18 protein-coding genes are annotated in these 16,643 nt (G+C 60.6%); 8 read left to right on the top strand and 10 right to left on the bottom strand.

Annotation, left to right across the window (positions count from 1 at the left end; all coding sequences use genetic code 11):
• Positions 1–9 precede the first annotated feature (9 nt).
• On the bottom strand, positions 10–243 hold the full coding sequence (locus AC19YY_RS14565) for a hypothetical protein (protein ID WP_170043435.1): 234 nt from the start codon (positions 241–243) through the stop codon (positions 10–12).
• A gap of 216 nt (positions 244–459) precedes the next feature.
• Between AC19YY_RS14565 and AC19YY_RS14570 the strand changes: the two genes are divergently transcribed.
• Positions 460–1,506 (top strand): NAD(P)/FAD-dependent oxidoreductase, encoded by a 1,047-nt coding sequence (locus AC19YY_RS14570; protein ID WP_500604408.1) that lies wholly within the window; start codon positions 460–462, stop codon positions 1,504–1,506.
• Positions 1,507–1,518: 12 nt separating this feature from the next.
• Here the strand turns inward: AC19YY_RS14570 and AC19YY_RS14575 are convergent, their stop codons facing one another.
• Genes AC19YY_RS14575 through AC19YY_RS14585 form a run of 3 tightly spaced genes read right to left on the bottom strand, consistent with a single transcriptional unit; the run spans position 1,519 to position 2,265 of the window.
• Positions 1,519–1,734 (bottom strand): cytoplasmic protein, encoded by a 216-nt coding sequence (locus tag AC19YY_RS14575; RefSeq protein WP_346266496.1) that lies wholly within the window; start codon positions 1,732–1,734, stop codon positions 1,519–1,521.
• Positions 1,735–1,748: 14 nt separating this feature from the next.
• Positions 1,749–2,018 (bottom strand): Rho-binding antiterminator, encoded by a 270-nt coding sequence (locus tag AC19YY_RS14580; protein WP_169953410.1) that lies wholly within the window; start codon positions 2,016–2,018, stop codon positions 1,749–1,751.
• A gap of 16 nt (positions 2,019–2,034) precedes the next feature.
• Positions 2,035–2,265, bottom strand: coding sequence for a thioredoxin family protein (locus AC19YY_RS14585; RefSeq protein WP_169953408.1), 231 nt, complete (start codon positions 2,263–2,265; stop codon positions 2,035–2,037).
• A 115-nt stretch (positions 2,266–2,380) separates the two neighbouring features.
• Here AC19YY_RS14585 and AC19YY_RS14590 point away from each other — a divergent pair, with 115 nt between their 5' ends.
• The 5 genes from AC19YY_RS14590 (at position 2,381) to AC19YY_RS14610 (ending at position 5,312) form a co-directional block, all read left to right on the top strand.
• Positions 2,381–2,950, top strand: coding sequence for a MarR family winged helix-turn-helix transcriptional regulator (locus tag AC19YY_RS14590; protein ID WP_432755293.1), 570 nt, complete (start codon positions 2,381–2,383; stop codon positions 2,948–2,950).
• Entirely contained in the window at positions 2,947–3,633 is a 687-nt protein-coding gene (locus AC19YY_RS14595) for an MOSC domain-containing protein (RefSeq protein WP_500604409.1), read from the top strand. Before AC19YY_RS14590 ends, AC19YY_RS14595 begins: the two co-directional genes overlap by 4 nt.
• 65 nt (positions 3,634–3,698) lie before the next feature.
• Positions 3,699–4,325: a LysE family translocator gene (locus tag AC19YY_RS14600; protein WP_500604410.1), complete on the top strand. Its 627-nt coding sequence runs from the start codon at positions 3,699–3,701 to the stop codon at positions 4,323–4,325.
• Between the two features lie 123 nt (positions 4,326–4,448).
• Positions 4,449–4,616, top strand: a complete 168-nt coding sequence (locus AC19YY_RS14605) for a DUF2986 domain-containing protein (RefSeq protein WP_169953403.1) — start codon at positions 4,449–4,451, stop codon at positions 4,614–4,616.
• A 69-nt stretch (positions 4,617–4,685) separates the two neighbouring features.
• Positions 4,686–5,312 carry a glutathione S-transferase family protein gene (locus AC19YY_RS14610; RefSeq protein ID WP_170057790.1) on the top strand — a complete coding sequence of 209 codons (627 nt, stop codon included), beginning with the start codon at positions 4,686–4,688 and terminating at the stop codon, positions 5,310–5,312.
• A 261-nt stretch (positions 5,313–5,573) separates the two neighbouring features.
• Here the strand turns inward: AC19YY_RS14610 and AC19YY_RS14615 are convergent, their stop codons facing one another.
• Complete coding sequence (locus AC19YY_RS14615; RefSeq protein WP_500604411.1) at positions 5,574–7,412, bottom strand: hypothetical protein; 1,839 nt, start codon at positions 7,410–7,412, stop codon at positions 5,574–5,576.
• A gap of 383 nt (positions 7,413–7,795) precedes the next feature.
• On the opposite strand from AC19YY_RS14615, the gene AC19YY_RS14620 reads away from it, so the two are divergent.
• Positions 7,796–8,416, top strand: a complete 621-nt coding sequence (locus AC19YY_RS14620) for a LysE family translocator (protein WP_170057788.1) — start codon at positions 7,796–7,798, stop codon at positions 8,414–8,416.
• Positions 8,417–8,456: 40 nt separating this feature from the next.
• Here AC19YY_RS14620 and AC19YY_RS14625 read toward each other — a convergent pair whose 3' ends face one another.
• From AC19YY_RS14625 to AC19YY_RS14645, 5 genes are read right to left on the bottom strand one after another with little or no spacing between them, the layout of a single operon-like run.
• Entirely contained in the window at positions 8,457–8,753 is a 297-nt protein-coding gene (locus AC19YY_RS14625; RefSeq protein WP_170043428.1) for a DUF3144 domain-containing protein, read from the bottom strand.
• A gap of 57 nt (positions 8,754–8,810) precedes the next feature.
• On the bottom strand, positions 8,811–9,521 hold the full coding sequence (locus tag AC19YY_RS14630) for a tRNA (adenine(22)-N(1))-methyltransferase (protein ID WP_500604412.1): 711 nt from the start codon (positions 9,519–9,521) through the stop codon (positions 8,811–8,813).
• Positions 9,518–10,975, bottom strand: coding sequence for an efflux transporter outer membrane subunit (locus tag AC19YY_RS14635; protein ID WP_500604413.1), 1,458 nt, complete (start codon positions 10,973–10,975; stop codon positions 9,518–9,520). Before AC19YY_RS14635 ends, AC19YY_RS14630 begins: the two co-directional genes overlap by 4 nt.
• On the bottom strand, positions 10,972–14,073 hold the full coding sequence (locus AC19YY_RS14640) for a MexW/MexI family multidrug efflux RND transporter permease subunit (protein WP_500604414.1): 3,102 nt from the start codon (positions 14,071–14,073) through the stop codon (positions 10,972–10,974). The genes AC19YY_RS14635 and AC19YY_RS14640 overlap by 4 nt, the downstream gene beginning before the upstream one ends.
• Complete coding sequence (locus AC19YY_RS14645; RefSeq protein ID WP_500604415.1) at positions 14,070–15,164, bottom strand: efflux RND transporter periplasmic adaptor subunit; 1,095 nt, start codon at positions 15,162–15,164, stop codon at positions 14,070–14,072. The genes AC19YY_RS14640 and AC19YY_RS14645 overlap by 4 nt, the downstream gene beginning before the upstream one ends.
• 119 nt (positions 15,165–15,283) lie before the next feature.
• Between AC19YY_RS14645 and soxR the strand changes: the two genes are divergently transcribed.
• On the top strand, positions 15,284–15,778 hold the full coding sequence (gene soxR / locus AC19YY_RS14650; protein ID WP_169953389.1) for a redox-sensitive transcriptional activator SoxR: 495 nt from the start codon (positions 15,284–15,286) through the stop codon (positions 15,776–15,778).
• The last annotated feature ends 865 nt before the right edge of the window (positions 15,779–16,643 follow it).

A 16,643-nucleotide genomic window follows, 5' to 3' on the forward strand; every position in this document is an offset into this window, starting at 1 on the left:
CCGTACTGGCTAGCCCTTCAACTCGCCGGCGCGATTACTCGCGGCGTCGTCATAAGCCACATACAGCGACTCGGCGATCTGGCTCTTGATGGCCTTGCTGGCCTCCAGCCCCAACACAAAGCCTTCGGCCTTGCCGCCAGCGCGGTTCAGGTCTTCGGCGGTGCTGGCGCCAGTGATCGCGTCCAGCAATTTGGTAGCGTGCGGGCCAACGCCCTTGGGCAGGCTGATCTGGTCGATGCTCATTGCGCCACCTCGCAGAAGGTTGGGGATGGGGTGCTGCGGGTAAACGAGGTCATATGCGATACCTTGATGGCTTGGGGCCGATAGCGCGTGGAACCACTGCCGGGCAGGCATGGTAGACCGGGACGGAGGAAAAGGGTTGTATAAACGATCAGGCGCCGATGCTGTAGGATCTTTCACCTTTCGTGGCATCGCCAAGGCAATGGAGCGCAGGTCTAAATGGAAAACCCGCAGGGCAAACGAGTCGTGGTGATTGGCGCCGGTATCGTCGGCGCATCCTTGGCCTATCACCTGGCGCAAAAGGGCGCGCAGGTCAGCCTGGTCGAGGCGCATGAGATTGCGTCAGGCGTCACCGCCACGTCATTCGCCTGGCTCCACGCCACCCATCCGGGGCCCGACCCCATTGCCCAATTACGCGGCGCCGCCATCCAGGAATACCACCGCCTCCAAACCCAACTGCCCGGCTTGCAGATCCAATGGACGGGCGCCTTGTCTTACGATGGCTCGCCACCGGCCTCGACAAACCGGGTATCACGCGCGCAGATTCTTGAGCTTGAGCCCAACCTCAAGCAGCCCCCTGACTATGCAACGTACGTAGCCGAAGAAGGTGCCCTCGACGCAGTGGCGGCAACCCATGCGCTGGTCGCCGGCGCCCAGGCGCATGGCGCGAAGCTGCTCACTCAGACGCCGGTGCTGGGGTTTGTCACCGAGGGCCAACAGGTGACCGGCGTCGAAACCTCACGGGGCATCATCCACGCCGATATCGTTGTACTGGCAGCCGGGACAGGCACCACCAGGCTGACAGACATGTTGCACGTATCCCTGCCGATAACCGCATCGCCGTCCATCTTCATCCGCTACAAGCCACAACCCAAGTTTGTGCACACCCTCATTTCCAACCCGCACATGGAAGTGCGGCAAAACGCGGATGGCGCATTGCTGGCAGCCGAGGATTACCTGGGCGACGCCGAGGAAAACCGGGCAGACGCGATAGCACTACGCACAGCCAAGGCGATCGACCATGAGCTCAATGGGCTGGCGTGCCTTGAGCCGGAGCTGGCCTGTGTCGGGCTCAGGCCAATTGCTGCCGATGGCATCCCGATCATTGGCTATCTGCCCCAGATGGCAGGTGTGTACGTTTGCACCATGCACCCTGGGGTCGCACTGGCTGCGGTCGTGGGTCGGCTTGTCAGTGAAGAGATGCTTGAAGACAAGCCAGCAGAGGCGCTTGGGGGATGTCGTCCGGGTCGATTTTTCCGCGGGTAGGCGCCGGCTTGCCTAGGGCAAGGTCGCGCTCTTGAAAATCGGTTCGCTGTGCAGCACTCGCACCCCATCCGGACCGCTTTCAAGCAGCCGGCGCTCGCTATCGGCGACCAGCAGTTCAAGGCCGTACCCCGCAGCCGCCAGGCACCGCGCGATTTCCTGCGCGGCGTCGTGCGCCCACGGGGTGGCGGATTCGAAATGCCCCAGCAGCCTGTCGTTGCTACTAATCATGAGTCGGTATCTATTCATTCTGTTCTCACACGTTCAATTCGGCCAAAACTGACATTAAGCCCAAGCGGGGAAATGGCCAGCAATTGGTCAAGTCGCACCTCACACTGGCCACTGTCGCGGGCCAGCAGCAAAAACTCTTCCTTGCTCGCCGCAGTTCGCGTAGTCAGCGCCCTGGCGACGAAGCTGCGCCCGTCGATCAGTTCTACCTGCAGGCGGTAACGGTGCATGCAGGCGATCTCCAGGTAGTCGTGCACATCGCAGTTCAGGGGCTGATACGCGTTCATGATGTTTTCCAGCGCCTTATTTCAGGTCATCGATGGACGCACCGAAATTCAGGTGCAACACCTGGCCGTCGTGAACAAACGCAGGGACTGACTTGACCCCGGCCAGTTCGGCTTCGCCAATGCGCTGGGGTTGTTGGCCAAGGTGGACGACCTCGACCTTGAGTGCCGGGTCCAGCAGGTTGAGCAAGGTCTGCTCAGCGGAAATACAGACGGAGCAACCAGCGTGGTAGAAGCGTGCGTTAGACATTTTGCGTCTCCTTCATTGAGTTGGTATCGATTCGATACCTAACCAAGAATTACGCGCGCGTCGCTATTTGTCAATATAGTATTTAATCGATACTATATGTCGACAGGAGTGACTCATGTCCGACACAACCCTTTTCGATCTGCTTGAACGGCTTGCCAGCCTCAGCCGCATCTGGTTCCGCCAGCACCCGTTGCTGGCCGATTTGCAACCCATCCAGTTGAGCGCGCTGATGTACCTTTCGCGCTGCAACCGCTACTCCAATACACCGTTGGGCGTGACTGACTATTTGGGCCTGACCAAAGGCACAGTGTCGCAGTCACTCAAGGCGCTGGAGGCCAAGGGGCTGATCGTCAAAACCCAGGATGTGCACGACAAGCGCAGCGTGCATCTGCAGTTGACGGACACGGCGCGCGGCCTGCTGGACGCATTGTTGCCGCCGGACTTCCTCGCCGCCGGTGAGGCACGCATGGGCGCGCGCGGCGGGCAACTGCAGACACTGCTTGGCGAGTTGCTGCGCGAAGTGCAGCGCAGCGCGGACGTGCCCAGCTTTGGCCTGTGCCGCACCTGCCGCTTCCATCAGCACGTCGACGATCTGCCGTTCTGCGGCCTGACCCAGGAACCCCTGGCGCCGAGCGATGCCGCGCTGATCTGTCGTGAACATCAAACCCCGCAGGTGCCTGCATGAGCCTGACCACGATTCGCCTCGACACCCTGCTCACCGGGCGTGCGCAGCCTTTCACCCGGCCCGGTTCCCGCAGCGCCATCGACAAACAGCCGCGACCCGGCCCCCTGAAGGTCGCCACCCTGGGCCTCAGTGGCGACGAACAGGGCGACCTGCGCATCCATGGCGGAGTAGAAAAAGCCATCCACCACTACCCGCTCGAGCATTACGCCCGCTGGGCCGAGGAATTGGGGGCCCATCCATTGCTCGCCCAGCCGGGAGCCTTTGGCGAGAACTTCAGCACCACCGGCTGGAGCGAGCATGACGTCTGCCTGGGCGATCGCATCCGGGCCGGGACAGCGTTGCTTGAGGTGTCCCAGGGGCGTATGCCGTGCTGGAAACTCAGCGACCGCTTCGCCGTGGCCGAACTGGCCCTGCGCGTGCAGCAGTCGGGGCGCACCGGCTGGTACTACCGGGTGCTGGAGGAAGGTGTGGTGAGCGCCGGCGACAGCCTGCAACTGGTCGAGCGGCCATTTGCCGACTGGTCATTGGCACGCTTGTCCGCTGTGCTGTTCGACAAGCGAATGGAGAGCGAACTGTTGCGCGAATGCCTGGCGCTGCCGTTGGTCCCGTCATGGCGGCGCACGCTGGAGCGGCGCCTGGAAAAAGGCATGACCGAAGACTGGGGGCCCCGCCTGTTGGGTTGAAACATTGCATTCCCGCTTCACCTGAGGATTACTGTGATCAGTACCTCGCCCTGGGATAACCCACCATGTTCGAACTCGCCCCCCTCCTGACCTACGTCGCCGTGGTCATTGGTCTTTTCCTAATCCCCGGTCCCGCTGTATTGCTGGTGATCACCCGTACGGTGCAAGGTGGGCGCAAGGTCGGTGTGGCGACCGGGTTGGGGGTTGCCTGCGGCGACCTGATCCATACGCTGTGCGCAGCACTGGGTTTGTCGGCGATTCTGATGACGTCGGCCACCGCCTTTAACGCCGTGAAGTGGGCCGGGGCGTGTTATTTGATCTACTTGGGCGTGCGCGCATTTATGGCCAAATCGAGTGCCTATGGGCGAGCCGAGTTGCCCGCAGTGACGGCGCCCCAGGCATTTTTCCAGGCGGTGGGGGCGGAAGTGCTGAACCCGAAAACAGCGATTTTCTTCCTGGCGTTCCTGTCACAATTTGTTCACCCCGAATCGGGCTCGTCCCTGGTGCAGTTCGCAGTGCTGGGGTTGTTGTTTTCAGCGCTCAGCGCGGTATGCACCAGCCTTATTTCACTCGCCATCCGACCGCTGAGCAGAGCGATCAAGGGGCTTGCCAGACTACGCCGCTGGGAAGGCAAGATCATTGGCAGCCTGTTTGTGGGCCTGGGCGTGAAGATTGCTTTTCAGCAGCGATAGGACTGTGCAGGTAACGTGGGGCACCAGGTACCCCGCGTCGCGCCCAGGCTTTTCGCCGCAAAGCCGGCGCCTACTGGGGGTTGAGCTGATATCATCCAGGCATTAACGCGCTGAGTAGAAAGCATGAACCGTCGTAAGAAACTCAATCAGATATTGAAAGCCAACGCCAAAAAGGCCAATGCCAAACTGGCCCCCAAAAGCAAAGAGAAGTACATCAGCAAGGCCGATCGTCTGAAACTGGAGACCGAGCCCGCTCAGGACGCGCCGATTTCCTCTGACACGCCCAGCTGATTCAGGGCACTCTACGCCGGCGCAGCAGTCTGCTTACAGACACCCCACTCTCGCCCGGCGGAGCTTCCCATGATGATTGTTCACCACCTCAACAACTCACGCTCGCAGCGCATTCTCTGGCTGCTCGAAGAACTCGGCCTGCCCTACGCGCTCAAGCTCTACCAGCGCGACCCAAAGACCAACCTCGCCCCACCAGAGCTCAAGGCGATCAACGCATTGGGCAAATCGCCGGTGCTTGAAGACGGCACCCGCGTGGTGATCGAGTCTGGCGCCATTGTCGACTACCTGATCCGCCGCCATGGCCAGGGCCGCCTGCAACCAGACTCCGCCACGGCCGCCTACGACAGCTACGTGCAATGGCTGCACTTTGCCGAAGGCTCGGCCATGCTGCCGCTGATGCTCAACCTGTACGTCGGCCGCCTGGGTGAAGCCGGCGCGCCTTTGCACCCGCGGATCGAGTCGGAACTGGCCAACTACCTGGGCTACCTGAACGACGCCCTGGCGCAGTCGCCATACCTGCTGGGCGAGGAACTGAGCGGCGCGGATATCCAGATGAGCTTTATCGGCGAAATCGCCAAGGCCCAGGGCAAGTTGCCGGCGTACCCGAACCTGGCCGCGTGGGTCCAGCGGTTCCAGGACCGGCCGGCCTATCGCAAGGCGCTGGAGAAGGGTGGGGAATACGCGTTTGCCCAGTAAATCACCGGGCGTTTGACTCCTCTTCCAGAGCCGGCATAATTGCCGGCTTTTTTTCGGGACGTCCCCATGCCGGCAGGTGGCAGACTTTCTAGATGGATTGCCCCGGCCATTGAATGTTCGCCTTGAGTAACGAAGTCTGAACGTAGGACCAGTCGCCCTTCGCTCCCTGAATAAACACCATCCAACCAGTACTTCCCTCGTAGAGTACACTCCAACATCCCGGCGCAAGCATATGGAAATATGCCTCCTCCAACGAGGCGATTACAATTTCTTAACAACATGAATCTTATTTGGATAGCCTGCTATATCTGAATTTATAATTCCGCCCTCAACAAAAACATTCATATACGGCCCCGTATAGGTGATATTTGTTATCAGGCGACCTTTCGAGCCACCAAAAATCAAATAATTTCCGACAGCGATAGAAACCCTATTACTTACTGTGTTTGCAATGACAAGACCTGAAAAGGCTGTGGATATTCCTTTTGTCCAGTTCGCATCTGAAAGATCGGCTGCCAAAATACTATCCGAAGCAAGCCGCACTTCGGTGCGTTTCCACACTCCTCCTTCCTTATCAAACCTTACGGCATATCCCCCCTCCTTCCAGACTAAAGCACTTAGATACTCAGGGAAATCTACAAATGGCACGCTTGCTGTCAAATGCACACTCGCGCATGAATCTACTGCATCATCCTTAACAACGAGATCAGAACGAGACTCATAAATACCTCGATGAAACAACAGATTTGCATAAGCTCGGACACGCGTGTTCGACGATAAGACAGCACAATCAATATCGACCTCTTTGAGTACAAGCACTTTAAGATCTTGGTTTGCAGCATCCATTGCAGACCAGGCTGAATAACGCTCGTTGTAAACCTTATATGAATAAAATCCGTACATTGCTGAAGCCAGGATAAGAACGAGTAAAACGCTGCGCCATTTAGTATCTAGCCAAGCAAAATAAAAGGACAGAATCATCGCTATGGGCAGTAACATTTTTAAACGATCGAAAGAAAATTCCTGTGCATGCTGAAGCATTACCAAATTTTCTATCAGCGGTATGCTGGCCGCCACCAGCAGGCTCCAGAACACTGCGAGGCGCACATCTTTTTTAGCCGAAAAAAACGCAACAACAGGGAAAAACACAGCAACGACAAGTAAAAACAGGCCATACGAAAGCACGTAACCTTCAAACAGGCTATAGAGGCTACCTGTTGAGGTGTTTCTTGCAAAAAAGCGCGCTATGAATGAATTGATTGACGATTCGAATCCCGTCACTACCCCATAATGCACAATCGTCAATATGCCAGCAAAAAAAGTCGCTATGAAAATTTTGACTGCAAGCGCCTTCGAAAAAGGTACTTTCAATCTGTCAAACAGCAGGATGAAAAATATCCCAGCATTGAAGACATAACCTGTCCATTCTGTGGAGGCTCCCCAAAATGCCAAGCCAACTAAAATCCACCCATAAACACGTGATGCTCGTTCGTTCTCCGAAGATAGGTACTTAAAAAAAACGAATAACGAAAGTACTAATATTACCTGATAAAAACTATGAACCCAATAAAGCACGCCATGCGAGAGGAGCGCTTCACGGCTAAAGATCGCCACCGCCGCCCCGACCACCCCACCCGAGACAGCAGACCACTTGCTGAACCCGCAAAAGAATAACAACTGACTGAGCAAAGTATAGATAATCAATGCACTCAGAGCACCAATCACAAAATTAAATCTTGCCAAATTTTCCAGAGAGAACTCAATATTCAACGCACTAAATGTAAAATATGGAGCCAAAAATCCGCTCGAGGCAAAGCTCGTGTAAACATAGTCTCCTGTACTGGTTGGTATTGTTGCCCCCCAAGGAATGTTTTTATCCAGAGTGCTACCCAATGAAACTGTCGGTAAAAACCAATGATTCACAATTGGAGACTCTTTAAGTGCACTCATGGTCAAAATCACATGATAGCTGGCCTCCATATTCGGTGCGGGCGGAACTTTTTCAAAATCACCAGCCCGGATAAAAAAAGACACCACCAACATTAACAAAACAACTAGCACGCCAGGAATATAGCACTCCCGATACAGTTTTCTAGACATGATACAAATCCCTAACAACCGCTTAATGATTTCCATATGAAAATCAGCATTGACTTTCTAATAGATAGTTTTTCCCGACATGCAATCAATGTATAAACATAAAATAACCCTGCGCCCCCCTCCTTGTTAAACGGGTGCCATAATAGCAAGGTGCCACCAATAAAACATGTGTCTATACATGACTTTCAAAATTTTGCTCACTGGGCTGACGCCGGGGCTAAACGAGGCATGACAACTATGGGCATCCATTTGCAAGCTGGCTAAGTGACTACGGCTCGGCGTTATCGAGGCTCTGTGCTCGTAGACGGGCGAAAGCGCCCTGCCGGGCACCTGACTGCGTGACAGCATCTACCCAGACACAACATTGTGCAGGCACCCGCCCCATGTCCATCGCCGATAATCTGCTCGCCTTTACCCTCGCCGCCACCCTACTGACCCTCACTCCCGGGCTCGACACCGCGCTGGTGTTGCGTACCGCCACGGTGGAGGGCAAGCAGCAAGCATTGCGCGCGGCGCTGGGGATCAATGCGGGCTGTTTCTTATGGGGTGCGGCGGTGGCCTTTGGCTTGGGGGCGTTGATCGCAGTATCGGAGCTGGCGTTCAACCTGTTGAAGTACTGCGGCGCCGCTTACCTGGCCTGGCTGGGGCTGAATATGCTGCTGCGCCCACGTACTTCCCTGACGGTCGGCGACGCCCATGCCACACCCGGCACCCGCTGGTTCTTGAAAGGCATGCTGGGCAATGTGCTCAACCCCAAGATCGGGATTTTCTATGTGTCGTTCCTGCCGCAGTTCATTCCCCAGGGCCATTCGTTGATCGCCTGGACATTCGGCCTGGTGAGCATCCATGTGGTGCTCGGCCTGGCATGGTCCTTGACCCTGATCGGCGCCACCCAGCCACTGGCCGCAGTGCTGCGCCGGGGCAAGGTGATCACCTGGATGGACCGCAGCACCGGCCTGCTCTTTGTGCTGTTCGCGGCCCGCCTGGCATTGAGCAAACGCTAATCAGGGCTTGGACAAAGATCCAGCTGGGCGCTGGGGATCACTACGGCTTCGGGGCCGTCATGTACTGGCTGAAGTTGTTGATGTGATCATCCAGATTGTCTTCGAGCATCATCCGGTACTGCTCACAGAAGTACTTGAGCATCGCTTCTCGCGCCTCGGCCATCTCGGCGCCGGACTTGAAGTTGCGCGCACTCGCCCAGGCGTTGAAACGTGTGGTGCCGAACATCATCGAGGCGCTGACCTGGCCCAGGTTCTCGAGGGTTTTGAGTTGCTCGTTCGACAGCTCGATGTGCGCGTCGGCACGGTCATAAAAGGCTTGGTCTGTAGCGTCTGGCATGGTGGAGCACCTGGATGGGATAAGGGTGTCATCAAAATATTTACCGCAGGCATGACCCTAGACCGGGTGCGGCGCCTCCAGCAACTGGGTAATCCAGCGCACCTCTTGCGCCAGTTCCTGCACTTTCTGTTCGGGCAGCGCCTGTCGCGCCTCGGCGAGCTGGCCCAAGGTGCGTTGTTTGTAGCGCAGCAGGCGCTGCCACTTGGCCAGGAAGGCCGGGCTGCGCGCCTGCATCTGCAAGGGGCCGAAGTACAGTTGCTCGGCGCTGTAGCTCACCGGCCCGCTGCGCTCGGCGACGATGATTTCGTAGTCGAAGCGGTTTTCCCGCAGCAACTCCTCGCAAAGGATGCGGTAGCCGTTGTCCATCAGCCACACACGCAACGGTTGTTCGCCGCCGTTGGGTTGCAGGATCAGGCGTTCCCGGCCGCTGAGATGCGCCTTGCCGCGCTCGAGGATGTCGCGGATGGTCTCGCCGCCCATGCCGCAGATACTCACCGCGTCGAGCAGGTCGGCCGGTTCGATAGCCGCCAGGCCATCGGCCAGGCGCACGTGGATGTGCAGTTCGTGGCCGTTGTCGCACACGGTGCGCTGGGCCGCGCGAAATGGCGTCAACGCCACCTCGCCGGCCACTGCCGCGACAATCGCGCCGCGGTTCATCAACGCTACCGGCAGGTAGGCGTGATCCGAGCCGATGTCGGCCAGGCGCGCACCGGCTGGCACCTGCGCCGCCACGCGCTCCAGGCGCTTGGACAATGTGTTGTGGTTCAACTGCTGTTCCTTTTCAAGGCACCGTTGGCCTCGCTGAGGGCCGCAGGGTAAAGCCTCGGCGCCCGCCAGGCCAGCGCCTTGTACAGGTCCACCGCATTGCCATAGGACGCAGCCTGCGCCTGGGCAATGGCCTGGCGCAGGTTGAGCAGGTCGCGCAGGCTTTGCTGCACCGACAGGTAACTGCCGGAACCCGCGCCATAACGTCGCTGGGCGATGTCCAGTGCAGCTTCGGCATGCCGTGCCGATTGCACCAGGTTGAGCAGGTGTCGCTGATGCTCGGCCAGTTGGGTGATGGCACCCTCCACTTCTTCCACGGCCACCAGCAGCACCTGTTCAAAGTGCGCGGTCTCGCGCTGCGATAGCGCCTGGGCGCCCCGCAGGCGCGCACGCACGGTGCCCAGGTTGAGTGCCGGCCAGGTCAGGCCTGGGGTCAGCTCGAATGCCCGGGATGCACTGCCCAGGTCACCGTCGCGCAAGGCGAAAAAACCGACAAACCCACCCAGGTTCAAGCGCGGGTACAGGTCGGCAGTCGCCGCGCCCACATCCTCGACACGCGCCGCCAGCAGGCGCTCGGCCTGCACCACGTCCGGTCGATTGCGAATCAACTGGTCGACATCTCCCAACGGCAATTGCCGCGCTACAGGCCCCGGCGCCAGGGCGTCGAGGTCGACGCTAAAACTGCCCGGCCGCTGCCCCGACAACACCTGCAAGCGGTACAGGCTGCGTTGCAGCTGGCTTTGCAGCGGCGCAATCGCCGCCTGGGCGCGCAGCGCATTGCCGCGGGCGCTCTCCAACTCTTCAGGCAAGCCACTGCCGGCCTGGCTTTGTGCCTCGGTCAGGGCCACCGTCTCTTGCCAACTGCGCACCGCATCCTGTGCCAACCGTAGTTGTTCGCGCTGGCCCTGCGCCGCGTAATAGGTATGGGCCACTTGCGCGGCAATACTCAATTGCACCTGCTCAAGGTCGGCTTGGGAGGCTTGGGCACGGGATTGCGCGGCACGGTTCAAGTGATCGAGACGGCCAAACAGATCCAGCTCCCATTGCAGGTCCAGGCCGGCACGCCAGGACTCGGACAAGCTGCGGCTCGGCCGCGCGCCCGTCACCGCCTGCTGCTCCAGGCTGCGCTGGTACGCCGCCGTACTGGTGACCGTGGGCAGGCGCTGCAACGCTTGCTCGTCGACATACGCGCGAGCCAGCAGCAGGTTTGCGCGCGCCTGGCGCACATCGTGGTTGTGGGCCACGGCGCTATCGATCAGGCGCGCCAGTTGGGCGTCGTCGAAAAAAGTCCACCACGCGGCCACCGGCTGCACCTTGGGCCCGGCGAATTCCTGGGCCTGCGGGCTGGCCAGTTGAATCGGCGCGATCTCGGGCACGCGGTAGTGTGGCCCCACCGAACACCCGCCCAGGCCGGCCAACGCGCCAAGCAACAGCGGGTAATGGATAAACGTCTTCATGGGCGTACCTCGACATGCCCGGGCGCCAGGTACTGCTCGGCATCGGCCAATTGTTGCTGGCGCAGGCCCCGCACCCGGTGATCACGGGCCAGCCAGGCATAAATAGTGGGAAGGACAAACAGCGTAAACAACGTACCGACCAGCATCCCGCAGACGATCACCACGCCCAGGCCAAAGCGGCTATTGGCCCCGGCACCGTTGGCGAACAGCAGCGGCAGCACGCCGAAGGTCATCGCCGCCGTGGTCATCAGCACTGGCCGCAGACGGATCTGCGCGGCGCGGATGATCGCGCTGGCGCGGTCGAGGTTCTCGCGCACCTGGAGCTCATTGGCGAACTCCACCATCAGGATCCCGTGTTTGCTGATCAGGCCGATCAAGGTCACGAGCCCGATCTGCGTGTAGATATTCAACGTGGCCCAACCCAGCGCCAGCGGAATCAACGCGCCGCAAATGGACAAGGGCACGGTGACCAGAATGATCAACGGATCGACCAGGCTCTCGTACTGCGCCGCGAGCACCAGATAAATCACCACCAGGGCGGCGAGAAACGCCAGCACCAGCGCACTGCCCTCCTGCACGTATTGGCGCGACTCGGACTGCCAGTCGTGGCTGAACCCCGGCGGCAATTCGCCGGCCAGTTGCTCCAGCAGGGCTACCGCCTGCCCCTGGGAAACGCCCGGCGCCGGAATGGCTTGCAAGGTGCTGGCGTTCTGCTGATCGAACTGCAGCAAGCGGTTCGGCGCCACCGTGATATCCAGGTGCACCAGCGCCGACAGCGGGATCAACTGCCCGCCTTCGGTGCGCACATACTGGCGGGCCAGGGCCTGCGGGGTCAGGCGCTGCTCCTCGGTGCTTTGCGCAATCACATCATAAGAGCGTCCATACAAAGCGAAGCGGTTGATGTACTGCTCGCCCACCAGCACCGCCAGCGAATCGCCGATGTCGCGCATGCCAATGCCCAGGCTCGCGGCCTTGGCCCGATCGACCGTGACTTTGACCACCGGGTTGTTGTAGTCCAGGTCGCTGTCGACCACGGCAAACAGGCCGCTGTCACGGGCACGCTGCTTGAGGGTTTCCATGGTCTGGTACAGCACCGGGTAGTCCTGGGCGCTGCGTAGCACCATCTGCACCGGCAGGCCGCCGCTGGAGCCGGGTAGCGCCGCCACTTGGAAGGCAAAGATGCTGCTGCCCTCGACCTCGCCCACGGCCTGCTGCAACTGGGCCTGGACCTGCTCGGCCGAGCGCTCGCGAGCCTGCCAGGCGCTGAGGTTGATCCCACCGAAACTGGCCGCCGGCCCGTCGGTACCATTGATGATCCAGGTGTCGGTGGTTTCCGGCAGGCTTTCCATGACCCGATTGAGCTTGCTCGCAAAGCGTTCCGCGTAGTCGAGGTTGGCGTACTGCGGTGACTTGATGGCGGTCAATATCGCCGCCTGGTCCTCGGGCGGCGCCAGTTCGCGCTGCGGTAGCGTGTACAACCACGGCAGGCTCAGGCACACCAGCACGGCAACGCCGCCGCTGATCCAGCGTCGCGCCAGGGAGTAGCCCAACACCCGGCCATAGGTCGCGGCCAGTGCGCCAAACACCCGCTCGGCCAACTTGGCCATGCGTCCTTCCTGTTGCCCGGGCTTGAGCAGCAGCGAGCTCATCACCGGCGACAGGGTCAAGGCGACCACGCCCGAGACAATCACCGCCCCTGCCAGGGTCAGGGCAAATTCGCGGAACAGCGTGCCGGTCAGCCCGCCGATCAGGCCGATGGGCGCATACACCGCCGCCAGCGTCAGAGTCATGGCAATCACCGGCCCGGCGATTTCCCGGGCGCCGACCAACGCGGCGGCCACCGGCGTCAGGCCTTCTTCGATATGCCGGTGGACGTTTTCCACCACCACAATCGCATCGTCCACCACCAGGCCGATGGCCAATACCATCGCCAGCAGGGTCAGCAGGTTGAGACTGAAGCCGAAGAGCAGCATCAAGGCTGCTGCGCCGAGCATCGACAACGGAATCGCCAGCACCGGAATCGCCACGCTGCGCAGCGAGCCCAGGCACAGCCAGATCACCAGCACCACGATCAGCATGGCCTCGAGCAAGGTATGCAGCACCTCCTCGATGGACGCCTCGATAAACCGTGCGGTCTCGTAGGCCAGGGCCACATTGACCCCCGGTGGCAAGGTTTGCTGGATTTGCGGCAGCAGTTTGCGGATCCCATCAACGATCACCAAGGGGTTTCCCGAAGGCGTGGGGAACAACCCCAGGTGCACCGCCGGGCGGCCATTCATGGTGGCGCTGGTCTGGGTTGCCGCAGCGCCCAGCTCCACGATGCCGACATCGCGCAGGCGTACCAGGGCCGTGCCATCGTTGCGGATCACCAGGTCACTGAAGGCCTCGACGCTGGTCAGGTCGGTGTCGATGTGAATGTCGGCCAGCACGAACTGGCCACGGATCTGCCCCGGCGTGGCCTGGTAGTTATTGCGGCGCACCGCTTGCGCCACGTCGGCGGCGGCCACTCCGCGCCCGGCCATGCGTTCACTGTCCAGCCACAGGCGCATCGCCAGGTTCTGCCCGCCGAAGGTCTGCACCTTGGCTACCCCGTCGATCCCGGACAGCTGCGGTTCGACCACCCGCGACAGGTAGTCGCTGAGCTCGGGAATCGACAGCGTGTCACTGGCAAACCCCACGTAGGCGACGGCGGTGGAGTCGCCGGCCGACAGCTCGACCACCGGGTCGTAGGCATCGTCGGGCAAGCGGTAACGCACCTGGTTGACCTTGGCCATGGTCTCGGCCAGCGCCTGGGTCGAATCGCGGTTGAGGGTCATGCGCAGGGTGATCACGCTGCGCCCCTGGACCGACGACGACGCCAAGTAGTCGATACCCTCTACCGACGACACGGCCTGGGTGATCGGCTGGGTGACGAAGCCTTGCATCAATTCGGCCGAGGCCCCGGGGTACTCGGTACTCACGGTGATGGTCGAGCTTTCCAGCAGCGGGTACTGGCGTACCGGCAACTGGCCGAGGGCAAACAGGCCGGCGAGGACGATCAGGCTGCTGACCACCAGCGCCAGCACCGGGCGCCGCACAAAACTGTCGGTGAAGCTCATGAGGCGGGTTTCCCTTCAACGTCCAGGGTGTTTTGCTCGACCGCTTCGACGGGCATGCCGTCGCTGAGCTTGAGCTGCCCGGAGACCACCACCTGGTCGTCCAGCGCCAGGCCCGAGGTGACTTCCACCACGCCCTGCCAACGCTCCCCGGTAGTCACCTGGCTGCGACGCACACTCAAGGCGCCGGCCGGACCGGCATTGGCGACAAACACGGTCTGCCCGTAGGCGGTATAGGTGATGGCCGTTTCCGGCACCACCAGCACCCTGGGCGACTGCACCGCCGACAGGCGCACGCTGGCATACATGCCGGCCTGCAACGGCCCGCCGGGGTTGGCCAGGGTCGCTTGCACCCGCACCGAGCGCGACTGGCCGATCAGCGGGTCAATGGCGTTGATCTGCGCCGAAAAATGCTGGCCGGGCAAGGCATCCACCGTGAGTTCGGCGGTCTGGCCGATGCTCAAGCCTGGGGCCGACTGTTCACTCAGGGCGAAATTCACGTGCAGGCGCTGGGCATCCACCAGGCTGGCGATGGCTTCGCCGGTCTGCAGGTATTGGCCTTGATGCACACGGCGGATGCCCAACTGCCCGGCGAACGGCGCGCGGATGGCTTTTTGCGCAATCCGCGCGTCGACCTGTTGCAGCTCGCCCTTGGCCATGTCCAGGGCGGCGGTGGCGTTGTCCAGTTGCTCCTGGGTCGCGACATTCACGGCCTCAAGCTTTTGAATGCGCTGGAACAGGGTCTGGGCATTGCGCAGTTGCGCGTGCAGGCGCAAGCGGTCGGCCTGCTCGGGGGCGTCATTGAGCTGCACCAGCAACTGCCCGGCCTTGACCGCTTGCCCGGACTCAAACGCGATCCGCGTGATCCGCCCTGGGGTTTCCGCCGCCACCTGCACCTGGTTGGCCGCCTCCAGTTCCCCGGCGGCAAAGGCCTGGCGAGGCGCCTCGCCCTGGCGCACCTTGGCCAGCGCCACCTTGGCTACCGGCCACGCCGCTGCTGCCTGGGTTGAGGGTTGATTGCCCCATAACGTGATAACCAGGGCCAGCACCGCTACCGCTGCCACGCCCCCGCCCACTAGCATCCTAATGCCCATGCCCTGCTCCGCTGATTTGTGGTGTGTTCGCTGCCGCTCCACCCCACACAGGCGCAAAGCGGTTGCAGCAAAGATCGGGCAGGACTATAAAACCTCAACTTAACTTGAGGGCAACCCCCATGGCAGCAGAAAAGCACCCGGACGGCGTGCGCTCACTCACCATCGGCGAGGTGGCCAGGCGCAGCGGCGTACCGATCTCCACCTTGCACTTCTACGAGTCCAAGGGCTTGATCGCCAGCACCCGCAACGCGGGCAACCAACGGCGCTTCCCGTCGCTGGTGCTGCGCAGCATCGCGATTATCAAAGTGGCGCAACGTACCGGCATCCCTCTGGAAGAGATCAAGCGCGCCCTGGGCCGCTATCCGCCGAACAGCAAACTGACCGCCGCGCAATGGTCAGAAATGTCCTCGGCCTGGCGCGACAACCTCAACGAACGCATCCGAACCCTGCAAGCCCTGCGCGACAGCCTGGACAACTGTATTGGCTGCGGTTGCCTGTCGCTTAACGACTGCCCGTTGCGCAACCCCGGCGATACCTTGAGCCAGGAAGGACCGGGCCCGAGGATCCTCGAACGCGCCGCTAGCGCATCTGAAATGCAATCTTCCAATCCCTGAAGATCGAGGTGGGAGCTGTCGAGCCTTGGCGAGGCTGCGATGGCGGCGGCATTGCTGGAGTTGATGTTGGCTGACCCACCGCTATCGCTGGCAAGCCAGCTCCTACATTGGATCGTCGTACATTGAGTACCGTATGCATCCTGCGGTGGCAGTGAAATGCAATCTTCCAGACCCTGAGGATCAATGTAGGAGCTGTCGAGCCTTGGCGAGGCTGCGATGGCGGCGGCATTGCTGGGATTGATGTTGGCTGACCCGACGCTATCGCTGGCAAGCCAGCTCCTACATTGGATCGTCGTACATTGAGTACCGTGTGCATCCTGCGGTGACAGCTGAAATGCAATCCTCCAATCCCTGAGGATCAATGTAGGAGCTGTCGAGCCTTGGCGAGGCTGCGATGGCGGCGGCATTGCTGGGATTGATGTTGGCTGACCCGCCGCTATCGCTGGCAAGCCAGCTCCTACATTGGATCTTCAGTACATTGAGTACCGTATGCATCCTGCGGTGACAGCTGAAATGCAATCCTCCAATCCCTGAGGATCAATGTAGGAGCTGTCGAGCCTTGGCGAGGCTGCGATGGCGGCGGCATTGCTGGGATGGAAGTTGGCTGACCCACCGCTATCGCTGGCAAGCCAGCTCCTACATTGGATCGTCGTACATTGAGTGCCGTATGCATCCTGCGGTGGCAGTGAAATGCAATCCTCCAAACCCTGAGGATCAATGTAGGAGCTGTCGAGCCCCAGCGAGGCTGCGATTGCGGCGGTATTGCTGGGGTTGATGTTGGCTGACTCGACGCTATCGCTGGCAAGCCAGCTCCTACATTGGATCTTCAGTACATTGAGTGCCGTATGCATCCTGCGGTGGCAGT

The sequence above is a fragment of the Pseudomonas sp. MF09156 genome, from assembly GCF_059862305.1.